The 11990-nt window shown below is 59.3% G+C and carries 7 protein-coding genes and 4 pseudogenes; 5 read left to right on the top strand and 6 right to left on the bottom strand.

Annotated elements, in window-relative coordinates; translation table 11 throughout:
• Positions 1-107 precede the first annotated feature (107 nt).
• The 3 genes and pseudogenes from ABQJ48_RS36815 to ABQJ48_RS36805 all read right to left on the bottom strand — a co-directional run bounded on the left by ABQJ48_RS36815 (position 108) and on the right by ABQJ48_RS36805 (position 1758).
• Entirely contained in the window at positions 108-452 is a 345-nt protein-coding gene (locus ABQJ48_RS36815; protein WP_367842799.1) for a hypothetical protein, read from the bottom strand.
• Between the two features lie 151 nt (positions 453-603).
• Positions 604-1017, bottom strand: a pseudogene (locus ABQJ48_RS36810) (methyl-accepting chemotaxis protein); the annotation flags it as partial.
• Between the two features lie 213 nt (positions 1018-1230).
• Positions 1231-1758 (bottom strand): Lrp/AsnC family transcriptional regulator, encoded by a 528-nt coding sequence (locus ABQJ48_RS36805; RefSeq protein WP_367842798.1) that lies wholly within the window; start codon positions 1756-1758, stop codon positions 1231-1233.
• Positions 1759-1910: 152 nt separating this feature from the next.
• Here ABQJ48_RS36805 and mdeB point away from each other — a divergent pair, with 152 nt between their 5' ends.
• Complete coding sequence (gene mdeB, locus ABQJ48_RS36800; protein ID WP_367842797.1) at positions 1911-4658, top strand: alpha-ketoglutarate dehydrogenase; 2748 nt, start codon at positions 1911-1913, stop codon at positions 4656-4658.
• A gap of 251 nt (positions 4659-4909) precedes the next feature.
• Here mdeB and ABQJ48_RS36795 read toward each other — a convergent pair.
• A pseudogene (locus ABQJ48_RS36795) lies at positions 4910-5619 on the bottom strand (IS6 family transposase).
• A 64-nt stretch (positions 5620-5683) separates the two neighbouring features.
• On the opposite strand from ABQJ48_RS36795, the pseudogene ABQJ48_RS36790 reads away from it, so the two are divergent.
• A pseudogene (locus tag ABQJ48_RS36790) lies at positions 5684-7134 on the top strand (DEAD/DEAH box helicase); the annotation flags it as partial.
• Positions 7135-7485: 351 nt separating this feature from the next.
• Positions 7486-8379, top strand: coding sequence for a LysR family transcriptional regulator (locus ABQJ48_RS36785; protein WP_367842796.1), 894 nt, complete (start codon positions 7486-7488; stop codon positions 8377-8379).
• A gap of 263 nt (positions 8380-8642) precedes the next feature.
• Here the strand turns inward: ABQJ48_RS36785 and ABQJ48_RS36780 are convergent, their stop codons facing one another.
• Entirely contained in the window at positions 8643-8858 is a 216-nt protein-coding gene (locus ABQJ48_RS36780; RefSeq protein ID WP_473094245.1) for a group II intron maturase-specific domain-containing protein, read from the bottom strand.
• Positions 8859-9519: 661 nt separating this feature from the next.
• Positions 9520-9807 (bottom strand): annotated as a pseudogene (locus tag ABQJ48_RS36775) (IS630-like element ISCARN39 family transposase); the annotation flags it as partial.
• An 81-nt stretch (positions 9808-9888) separates the two neighbouring features.
• On the opposite strand from ABQJ48_RS36775, the gene ABQJ48_RS36770 reads away from it, so the two are divergent.
• Positions 9889-10665 (top strand): fumarylacetoacetate hydrolase family protein, encoded by a 777-nt coding sequence (locus tag ABQJ48_RS36770; protein WP_367842793.1) that lies wholly within the window; start codon positions 9889-9891, stop codon positions 10663-10665.
• A gap of 87 nt (positions 10666-10752) precedes the next feature.
• Positions 10753-11990, top strand: a 1238-nt coding sequence (locus tag ABQJ48_RS36765; RefSeq protein ID WP_367842792.1) for an MFS transporter, incomplete at its 3' end; no start/stop codon positions are given.

Below are 11990 nucleotides of genomic sequence, written 5' to 3'. Positions count from 1 at the left end.
GGGGCAGATGCACGATAATGGCTTCACCAAAACCGCAGCGGAGCAATTCTATTCGCTGGTTATATAAGCATTCCTAATCACATTGGAATTTGCTCGTCCCGCCCGCCTTATCGCGACACAACCACCCGACGCAGGACGAGGCCATCGAAGCATCGCTCGACGCGGTCGAAACTTCCGGACACCCCGGTTTTCCGCACGAGGTCGTCACGCACATGATGGACGCTCGCTGGCGAGAAACTGAGGCTCGCTACCCACACAAGGGTGTGTTGCGCTTTGACCGACGTCGCACGGACGGCGAAATTCTCCACCCGTACGCAGGCCGGAAAGACGGCGAGGATTGGATCGTTGAATTGTACCTGCCGTTCCTGCGTGTCTACGAAGCAATGCCCGAGCGAGCCTTCATCGCGCTCCCGATTGCAACGGCAGCCGATATCCGCGCTCGAGCCGATCATCGGTAGCAGGCCTGCACTTCGTTGTCTTCGCCATGCTCATGCTTGTACATGTTGCACCGACTGTCCAAGTTCCTAACACCCTCTAGATTGGATGTCGGCGGGCTTTTTCATTTGCAGGGCTTCGCACGGCACGGGCGCACTGCCCGCGGCGCTACACCCGGAACATCGACACTTCATCCACCAGACGGCGCGCCTGATCGTGCATGCTGTCGGCGGCCGCCACTGCCTGCTCGACGAGCGCCGCGTTCTGCTGCGTCACCTGATCCATCTGGGCGATCGCCTGGTTGACCTGCTCGATGCCGCGGCTCTGTTCGCTCGACGCAGCCGAAATCTCGCCCATGATGTCGGTCACCCGCTGAATTGCCCGGCCGATCTCGGTCATGTTCGATCCTGCGCGCGTAACGAGATCGCTGCCCGCGCGCACGCGCTCGGCCGACGTACCGATGAGGTCCTTGATTTCCTTCGCGGCCCCCGATGAGCGTTGTGCGAGCGTACGAACTTCTCCCGCGACCACGGCAAAGCCCCGGCCTTGTTCGCCAGCCCGCGCCGCCTCAACGGCCGCGTTAGGGTCGTATTCGTACCATACGGTACGGTATTGATATGAAATTGCGGACCGTTTGACATCGAGGGAGCACGCACCTGAATACGCGTCTCGCGAGGACCTGGTCCCAATACCTCTGAGGCGTTCGGAGCTTTCCCGCGCATATGACGCAGTGTCGTCATGCCGGCCTTCGCACCTGTCTCTCAGTCGACTGGCGGTGGCGCTCCATTGACGAGATCAACTCCAGTCTGTCGCTCCGCTATCCGGATCGGCCAGCGTGAGTCCCGACGACGGCAGTGGCAGCGCCGTCTTATAGCGCACCTGTTTGAGCGCGAAGCTCGAACGGATGTTCGAGATCCCGGGAATCTTGGTCAGATGATCGACAATAAAGCGCTCCAGCGTCTGCATATCCGGCATCACTACGCGCAGCAGATAATCGGCGTCGCCCGTCATCAGATAGCACTCCATTACCTCGGGGCGCTCCGAAATCGCCTGCTCGAAACGCTGCAGCGCGTCTTCCACCTGCTTTTCAAGGCTCACCTGAATGAACACGTTGATGCGCAGCCCGAGCGGCTCCGGGTTCAGCAACGTGACCTGCTGCTTGAACAGGCCGAGCTTTTCAAGCGCGCGTACGCGGTTGAAGCAGGGCGTCGGCGACAGGTTCACCGCGCGGGCGAGATCCGCATTGGTGATGCGCGCGTTCTGCTGCAACTGGCTCAGGATGCCAATGTCGATGCGGTCGAGCCGGCGAGGAGGCGTGGTCATAGATGAATTATTCCGTGGTGGTGGCGAAATCCAGAATAAATAGCCTATCCTGAAGCGCGATTGCAGGCAAATCAGATGCTCATTTTGTGGGCGCAGGCTTACCATTGATTCACTCGATCTTGAACCGAACACGTCGATGTGGGAGTGGTGCCATGACGGATTTGTCCAGCGGTAGTGAGCAGTTGCAGTCCTTGAATGTCCAACGTGCGGAGCGGGAAGATACCGACCCGCAGGAAACCGACGAATGGCTGGAAGCGCTCGACGCGGTGGTCGCGCATGTCGGGCGCGATCGCGCGCAGTTCCTGTTCGACAAGCTCGCGGGGCATGCGCTGTCGCTGGGTGTCGAGTCCGCGCGGACCAACGTCACGCCGTACCAGAACACGATCCCGCTCGAGCAGCAGCCGCGCTATCCGGGCAATCTCGACCTCGAAGAACGGCTCGCGGGTGCGCTGCGCTGGAATGCGCTCGCGATGGTGGTGCGCGCGAACCAGGCGTATGGCGAACTCGGCGGCCATATCGCGAGCTATGCGTCGGCGGCGGATCTGTTCGAGGTCGGCTTCAACCATTTCTTTCGGGCTGCGGCGCCCGGTGACGTGGAGGGCACGGGCGATCTCGTGTACTTCCAGCCGCATTCGTCGCCCGGTGTGTACGCGCGGGCTTACCTCGAAGGCTTTCTCTCCGAGGAAAATCTGCAGCACTATCGTCGCGAGATTGGCGGGCCCGGGCTGTGCTCGTATCCGCACCCTTGGCTGATGCCGGACTTCTGGCAGTTCCCGACCGGCTCGATGGGCATCGGCCCGATCAACGCGATTTATCAAGCGCGCTTCATGCGCTACCTCGCCAACCGCGGCCTCGCGCAGACCGATGGCCGCAAGGTGTGGGGCTTTTTCGGCGATGGCGAGATGGACGAGCCGGAATCAACCGGCGCGCTTTCGCTCGCTGCGCGCGAGGGGCTCGATAACCTCGTGTTCGTCATCAACTGCAATCTGCAGCGCCTGGATGGTCCGGTGCGCAGCAACGGCCGGATCATCGACGAACTCGAAGCGCATTTCATTGGCGCCGGCTGGAACGTGATCAAGGTGGTGTGGGGCTCGGACTGGGACGCGCTGTTCTCGCGCGACCGCACCGGCGCGTTGTTGCGCGCGTTCGCGCATACCGTCGACGGCCAGTTCCAGACCTTCTCGGCCAACGACGGCGCGTACAACCGCGAGCGTTTCTTCGGCCAGAACCCGGAGCTTGCCGCACTCGCGGCGCAATTGAGCGACGACGACATCGACCGCCTGCGCCGCGGCGGCCATGACGTGCGCAAGCTGCACGCGGCGTATGCGAAAGCGCTCGCGCATCGCGGCCAGCCGACGGTGATCCTCGCGAAGACGATGAAAGGCTTCGGCATGGGCACCTCGGGCCAAGGCCGCATGAACACGCATCAGCAGAAGAAACTCGGCTTCGACGACCTGAAGGCGTTTCGCGACCGATTCCGTTTGCCGCTGACGGATGAGGACGTCGAACAGGTGAAGTTTTACAAACCCGCGGATGATAGTCCGGAGATGCAATACTTGCATGCGCGCCGGGCTACCTTGGGAGGCTATCTGCCCAGAAGGCGGAGAGTTGCATCGAAGGGGCTGATCGTCCCGCCGATGTCTTCCTGGGGGCAATTTGCGCTGGATTCGAATGGCCGCGAGATGTCCACGACGATGGCGTTGGTCCGCATGCTGACCGCGCTGCTCAAGGACCGCGAAGTCGGCCCGCGCGTGGTGCCGATCGTCGCCGATGAAGCACGCACCTTTGGCATGGCGAACATGTTCCGCCAGGTCGGGATTTATTCGCCGCTTGGGCAATTGTACGAGCCGGAAGATCTGGGCTCGATGCTGTACTACCGCGAGGACACCAAAGGGCAGATTCTCGAAGAAGGTATTTCGGAGGCGGGCGCCGTGTCGTCGTGGATTGCGGCGGCGACTTCGTACAGCGTGCATAACCTGCCGATGCTGCCGTTCTACATCTACTACTCGATGTTCGGCTTTCAGCGCATCGGCGATTTGATCTGGGCGGCAGCGGATCAGCGCGCACGCGGCTTCCTGATCGGCGCGACGTCGGGCAAGACGACGCTTGGCGGCGAAGGGTTGCAGCATCAGGACGGCACTAGCCATCTGGCGGCATCGACGATTCCGAACTGCCGTGCCTACGATCCGGCGTTCGCTTATGAGGTTGCCGCGATCGTCGATGAGGGCATGCGCGAGATGGTCGAACAGCAGCGCGACGTGTTCTATTACGTGACGGTGATGAACGAGAACTATGCGCAGCCTTCGGTGCCGGGGGGTGATTTGCAGACGCTGCGCGAAGGGATTCTTAAGGGCATCTATCCGCTGGCTGCGCAAACGCAAGCGCAGGAAGCGACTTCAATGAAGCAAGCGCAAGTGCAGTTGCTCGGGGCAGGCGCGATCCTCGGCGAAGTCATCGCGGCGCAGCAGATGCTGAAAGATGAATGGCAGATCGACGCCGCCGTATGGAGCGTCACGAGCTTCACTGAGTTGCAGCGTGAGGGCATGGCAGCGGAACGGCTCGACCGCCATGGCGAGTCAACAGAAGCGCCGTACGTGACGCAGGCGCTCGAAGCATCGCACGGCCCGATCATCGCCGCGACCGACTATGTTCGCGCAGTGCCGGAACTGATCCGCGCCTACGTGCCGCGCCGCTACGTGACGCTCGGCACCGATGGCTTCGGCCGCAGCGACACACGCCAGGCGTTGCGCGAGTTCTTCGAAGTGGATCGCAAGGCGATTGTGATGGCTGCTTTGAAGGCGTTAGCGGACGAGGGCACGATTGAGCAGAGCGTGGTGATCGCCGCCCGCGACCAGTACCGCGGCGATCGGCCCGCGGGCGTGGCCTCATGGCAGTGTTGATGGCACTCGCGAAGGACGGCGAGCTCGGCCGCGCTGCGAGGGCCGCAATTTACGCGCGGCTTCATCGAAAGCAAGACGGCATCGGTCTATGTCGACGGCCGGTGCAATCGAACAGGCTGCATCGGATGCGAAAGGGGTGCAACCCCTCTCGCGTGGTCCACTCGCTTGCGATGGCACGCGCCAAGCGATGTCCCTCCGGGGCGGGCTTTGTCGCGGTAAGGATCGAGGGGCGAGTGAGATCGATATGCGAACTACCGCTTATATTGCGAGGCGTAGAATTGATCAGCGGCGGACGGTTGGGTTCCGCGAGCCCACTTCATCTGTCCTTATTCGCGATCATGTGCATAACCTCAATGCCGGCCAGAAGGATCCGGGCACAGCGAAAAGTCTTGAACCCTAGCATCGGGCGCGTGCGTCGCTTGATTGCCCGACGGTCCTGCTCGACCAGGTTATTGAGATATTTGGACTGGCGGATCTTGATGGCGCGTAACGATCGGCATTGATTGCTTCGAGCGCGGCGAGATTGGCGGCGCTTTTGTCGATGGTTACCGTCTCGGGTACACCGTTCTGGGCGATTGATTTCTCAAAGTAACGCCGGGCCGCAGTCTTGTCCCGATGGGCGCGTAGCAGAAAGTCAATGGCGTTGCTGTCCCTGTCGACGGCCCGGTAGAGATACCGCCATTCCCCCTTGACGCGAATGTACGTCTCGTCCATCCGCCAGCTCTTGCCAACCGGCCGCTTGCGGTGGCGAAACGCTTTCTCTAGCACCGGCGACAGCTTGATGGCCCAGCGGTGCACAGTCGAATGATCGACCGAAACGCCGCGCTCAGTCATCATGTCTTCGAGGTGCGGCAGGCTCAGAGGATAGGCCACGTACACAGCGCACGCAAGTCAGGATCACGTCGAGCGGATAATGCAGGCGTTTGAGCACTCGGGCCACCGCCGGATTCAACGTCTTCATCGAGCTTTCAGTCGTTCGTGTCGTTCCGCACATCATAGCGGACCGCCTTACTGCAACAGAACGCTATCAGCGCCAGGGGCTCAGCCGGATGCAGTTCCTGCGCGAACACAGCCCGTCGGGCGTGCTTGCCGACGACATGGGACTTGGCAAAACGGTTCAAACCCTCGCTCATATCCTGACCGAAAAGGAAGCCGGCCGGCTCGACCGGCCCGCGCTGATCGTTGTGCCGACAACACTGATGCACAACTGGCGTGAGGAAGCGCAACGCTTCACACCGGAGGCTGCGCGTGCTCGATCTGCAAGGCCCGCAGCGCCACGAGCGCTTTGACCATTTCCGCAAACACGACCTGATTCTCACGACCTACCCGCTGCTGTGGCGCGACCAGTCAGCTCTCGCCGAACACGAGTACCACCTGCTGATCCTCGACGAAGCCCAGTACGTCAAGAATGCCGCCACCAAGGCCGCCACCACGATCCGCGAACTACGTGCCCGGCACCGCCTGTGCCTGAGTGGCACACCGCTCGAGAACAATCTCGGCGAACTGTGGGCCCAGTTTGACTTCCTGTTGCCCGGTTTCCTCGGCGCCCACAAGGATTTCACGCAGCGCTGGCGCACGCCCATTGAAAAAGGCGGCGACACCGTGCGTCGCGATCTGCTCGCGCGGCGCATTCGCCCCTTCATGCTGCGACGGCGCAAGGACGAGGTCGCCACCGAACTGGCGCCGAAATCGATTATCGTGCGCACCGTCGAACTCGAAGGCGCGCAGCGCGACCTGTATGAGACCGTACGCTCCGCGATGCAGGAAAAGGTTCGTGCCGCTGTCACCGCAAAGGGACTCGCGCGCAGTCACATCGTTGTACTCGAGGCGCTGCTCAAGCTGCGCCAGGTCTGCTGTGACCCCCGGACTCGTCAAGATCAGCCAGGCCGGCCGCATCAAGGAGTCGGGCAAACTGGCACTGCTGCTCGACATGTTGCCAGAACTGATCGAGGAAGGCCGCCGCATCCTGCTGTTCTCACAGTTCACCGGCATGCTCGAGCCGCTGATTGCCGCCGCACTCAACGAAGCCGGAATTCCCCACGTCGTATTGACCGGCGATACAACCGATCGCCGCACACCGATCAGGCGCTTCCAGCAAGGCGCGGTGCCATCTTCCTGATCAGCCTGAAGGCCGGCGACGTCGGCCTGAATCCTGCCGGCGGCCGACACCGTGATTCACTACGATCCATGGCGGAACCCTGCCGTCGAAAATCAGGCCACCGATCGCGCGCATCGTCTCGGGCAGGACAAGCCCGTGTTCGTCTACAAGCTGATTGCGGCCGGCAGTGTCGAGGAGAAGATCGTCGCGATGGAGGAGCAAAAAGCAGCGCATGCCGACGCCATCCTGTCCGAAGATGCCGCTGGCGCCGTCAAGTTCTCGGCCGATGATCTCGAGGCGCTGTTCGAACCCATTCCGCTCAAGACGTCCATCTCACCGGCAGCGAAGTCGCGGCCGCGCACCAGGACCGGAACGTAGGATGGGACATTTGAGAGAGTCTCCGGAGGAACAAGTCGCCACAATCAACCATCTTCCGCTGTCAGCTGCCGCTGCAGGCCAAGCCTGGCAAGGGTTTAGTGAAGATTTTCAGTTTTCGGGGGATGGGCAAAAATAGCCAGGATGGAGCGACGCAATATTCCATTCGCAGGCCCACAGGAGATATTGTCGATCGGATCCGAATAGGTCAACCAGAACTCACTTACAGTTTCTACTGGCGAACCCAAATTGATTTATGTAATAACGCCGTGTATGGTGGCAATCGATGCTGATTTTCGGATCTCGCAGCACGGGCGTGCAACCTGAAAGTCGAAAAAAAGGAGGAGACAGAGCGTGGATCTGCGACAAATTCGATCATTTATTACTCTTGCGGAGGAGCTACATTTCGGGCGGGCAGCATCCCGGTTGCACATCGCGCAACCGGCTCTAACCCAACAGTTGAAATCTCTTGAGCAAGACCTTCAGGTCCAGTTGCTGTTTCGCAGCAAGCGCGAAGTCCGTCTTACCCCAGCTGGGCAAAATTTCCTTCGCAATGCCAGGTTACTGGTCGAGCAGGCCCAACTGACCGTGTCTCAGGCGCAGCAGGTGCATCGGGGAGAGCACGGCAGCGTTTCCATTGGATATACACCGTTGGCGCTGTTCTGCGTGCTTCCCGAACTGTTGAACGGACTGCGTAGCATCGTACCTAACGTACATCCAAATCTCATACAGATGACGGCGTCTGAGCAGGAGGAGGCGCTTCGTATCGGCCGCATCAATGCGGGGCTGCTGCAAACTCCGCTGGAAGATCCGACGATTGTTGTTGAACATATCCTGACCTTGGAATATATAGCGGTCGTTCCGGCGCATCACCCGCTAGCAAGTCAGCCTTTTCTGCGCCCATCTGATTTCAGGAACCAGCCCCTGGTGATTCCCTCCCGCCCGGTGGCACCGCGAATTCATGAAGAGCTGACTGCAATGTGCACCGAGGCGGGATTCGAACCGCGCTTCGTAGCAGAATCCAGCCCGGCTCAATCGCTCATCGGCTTGGTAGCCGCGGGTATGGGGATCGGTTTTATAGCAGCTCCCTTCAAGCGGTTCGCACGCAATGGCGTGGTCTTCAAGACCATAGAGGGATCTTTGCCATCCATAAGCATCGCCATTGCTGTTCGAGCCGACGACCAATCCGAGATCACCGCTACTTTGCTTGCAGTCGCCCGGCAGCACGACGGATTTTTAGACCTTTGATCGCATCGCTGCCAAAATTATATTTACAGGCAGCACCTTCAACGCTGATCTTCGCGTCGTCGGTCGGCGCTCGCGATACGGTCGTACGCGGTTTTGTCGCAGCAAGGCTCGCGGAGAATCGGTGATCGATATGAAATATGCTTGTATTGCGAGTTCGTAGAATTGATCAAAGGCGGGCCATGTACGGGAGAGTAGACCCAGGGAGTTTCACCCGGAGTCTCTCGCAGAACCGTTCGTAAACCTCTCGATTTACACAGCTCCCGTTATCCAACCTGTACTCCCTGATACTGCCAGTGCGCGAACTCTCGCGGGTACGCCTTCTTCATCTTGTGCAACCACTCTTCACTGCGCCGCTTGTGCCGTCGCAGAGTTTTGTACTTGCGCTGAGCCCAGCGCACAAGCTTTCGGTCTAGATACCGACTGAGCCCGTGCATGGCTGTCCGATAGAGGGCCCCGTAGTAGTTCCACCAGCCACTTATCGTGGGTTACATTGCTCGGCTAGTTCGACCAGTGGTTTGGCCGTTTGGCGAGGCAGCCGCCACCCGCGCACCGTCTGTCTCATCCGTTTCAGGGCAACAGGACTGACGCCAGGCAGGAAGCTGCATCATCGTACGGTTTGCTTTCGCTCATCTTCTCAACACATACCTGCCATCCTTACGGATGACTTTTCCACGGTCGCTCACCACCACGCCTTTTGAACGCAGCAGCACCGGGCGGTTTGAAGCCTGCTCCTGCAAGTCGGCTTCGGGAGGCCTACTCCCATCTTCAGTACAGCACCACAAGCTTTCGCTTGTGTTCGTAACACACTCTCGTCGACCCGCCAGATCGTACCAACGGACCGCTTGCGTCGCCGCAACGTTTTCTCCATGAGACGCTTTCCTTTACATGTCGCCGACCAACGTGATCCGAGACGGCTCATACGGATTCTCGCGTCGGATGCAGTCTGCGATATCCACTTCAATCGCGTGCTTGAAATCCTTATCAACTAATAATAATAAACGATTGGACGATCATTACCTGAGAACGTCAAACTGAATTGATGTTCTCGCGTTAGTGTAGCGAAGGTGGGGCGAGGTACGGTTGCCACCAAGCCATCATGTGCATACGTGGGTTCTCTTGATCTTTAGGTAAATCCATGAATTACCAACGTATAGCCTGCATCTGGCAGGCGGCAACGATCGAGGGGCGCTTCCGGGCGCACTTGAGTCTGTTGCACCCGGTCGTTTGCACCTCGCTCAGGTCTTTGGAACAGTAGTTGGCCAGCGCATGCCATTTGAGTCAGGTGACGAGGAGCGGTTGCTACAAGCGAGCCTTGAGCATTTTGAGGAAATCGACGATCTCTTCCTTCTTGATGCTGCCCTGCTTTAACCGGAATAGTCAGTCGGTGCGCGTCAGGCCTGCGATAACCGACACGCGGGTCCAGTTGAATAAAACGGGATGATGGGCATATATCCATTGAGAACCCGGATGGCAAGCAAGGATTCAGCTTATTCTCAATTGGAGTAAATCTTGAAAATTACGCGTTTCAAGCTCGGCGACATCACTGCATATGGCGATCTGCGCGCCGATGGCACTATCGAACACCTTTCCGGCTCTCCGTTCGACGGCGAGGTCCACCTCACCGGCAGCTACGTGTCTGCCAGCGACGTGAGGTTACTTGCGCCAGTCGAGAATCCGCGAATTTTCGGCATCGGACTCAACTACGTTGCGCATATCAAGGAGACCGGCCGCGACGCCCCTACGCTGCCCATGATCTTCATCAAACCGGAGTCCGCGCTGGCTGGCCCCCACGACCCGATCGTGTATCCGAAGCAGGCCGAGGTGATCCATTACGAAGCAGAACTGGTGGTGGTGATCGGGCGTACCGCGAGGCGTGTGTCCGAAGAAGACGCGCTCGGCTATGTCCTCGGCTACACCTGTGGCAACGACGTCAGCAACCGCGTGATCCAGAAGGAGGAAATGCGCTTTGGCACTTTGTTCGCCGGCAAGTTATTCGATACTTTTGCTCCGCTTGGCCCGGTCATCAGCACCGGCCTGAACCCGGGAAATCTGCAGATCGTCGGTCGCCTGAACGGCGAAGTCAAACAGCACAGCAATACCTCGGATCTGCTGTTTTCGGTACCCCGGCTGATCGCCTACCTGAGCTCGTTCATGACACTCATGCCCGGCGACGTGATCATGACCGGCACGCCGTCGGGCATTGGATTGATCAAGCCTGGCGACGTATTCGAGGTGGAGATCGAAGGGATTGGGACGCTGTCGAATCCAGTCGTCGCTGAGCACTAGAGCCTACTACCGCATGAAAATCCTACGTCAAGACGGGATACTGGCTCAAGATGAGTTTCAAATTGAAGGAATTTTGGAGACAAACCCATGACCGTCAAGACGATGAGCGGCACCGCGGTGGGAGCGAAACAGCCGATGCGAGTGCACGTAATCGCGGCCTCCGTGATAGGCAACGCGCTGGAATGGTATGACTTTACAGTCTATGCATTTCTATCCACCATCATCGGCCACCACTTTTTTCCCAACTCAACAGAAAGCGCTGAACTGCTCGCCACTTTCGCGGTGTTCGGCGTAGGTTTTATCGGGCGACCGGTCGGAGGTTTGTTGATCGGAATATTCGGCGACGCCAAAGGCCGCAAACCGGCACTGTTGCTCACGATCTGCATGATGGCTTTGGGCACCGGCATGATCGGGCTCTTGCCGACCTATGCGGCGATCGGTATCTGGGCGCCCATTATGCTGGTGGTAGCGCGTTGCCTGCAGGGAGTTTCTGCCGGCGGAGAATGGGGCGGATCCGCCTCCTACCTGGTCGAATGGGCGCCGGCGAAACAGCGTGGCTTGTATGGAAGCTTTCACCCGAGCAGCGTTTTTCTGGGGCAGTTACTCGGTACGGCTGTGACCGCTTTGCTCACCGCAAACCTCGAACCTGATGCCATGATTAGCTGGGGCTGGCGTATCCCGTTCCTGCTTGGCGCGGTGGTGGGGCCGCTAGGCTTGTTCGTGCGCAACAAGGTGGGCGAGACGCCCGTGTTTGAAAAAGCGGCCGGCGGCACAGGAGCGTCGACTCCTTCGGCAAAAATGCCTTGGCCCACGATGCTCTTCGCGTTCGCATTCGTAGCCTTACAGTCGGTCGCACCTTATACGTTTATTACGTATTTCCCGACCTATTTGCAGCACTACGCCGGCTGGACCTCGACTCAGGCGCTCTGGTCAGGCGCGTTCTCGATGGTCGTGACCGGCATCGCGGTGATTTCCTCGGGAGCGATATCGGATCGTATCGGCCGCAAGCCGCTATTTCTGTTCAGTTGCCTGGTGTACCTGTTCCTCACCTATCCACTGGTGTGGCTGATCTTGCATGGCGCGCCGTTTGCGGTTTCGATTGCTATACAAGCTGTGCTAAGCGCGAATTGCGGGCTGTTTATCGGCAGCATGGTGGCGGCATTAGTGGAAATGTTTCCCACCAAGCGGCGGCTTACGGGACTTAGGGAAGGTCTGCAAAAGTCCTGGCGTCGACGTACGGGTGGACTATCCTGGGAGATAGGAAAGTTTAGGGGTATCTTCGATGACGCAACTTGGTCTTGGTCTGGATCTGTCAACGAAACGTA

This window comes from Paraburkholderia suaedae, from assembly GCF_040812055.1.
Lineage (GTDB): Bacteria > Pseudomonadota > Gammaproteobacteria > Burkholderiales > Burkholderiaceae > Paraburkholderia.
This window is presented reverse-complemented; position numbering and strand designations above follow the sequence as displayed.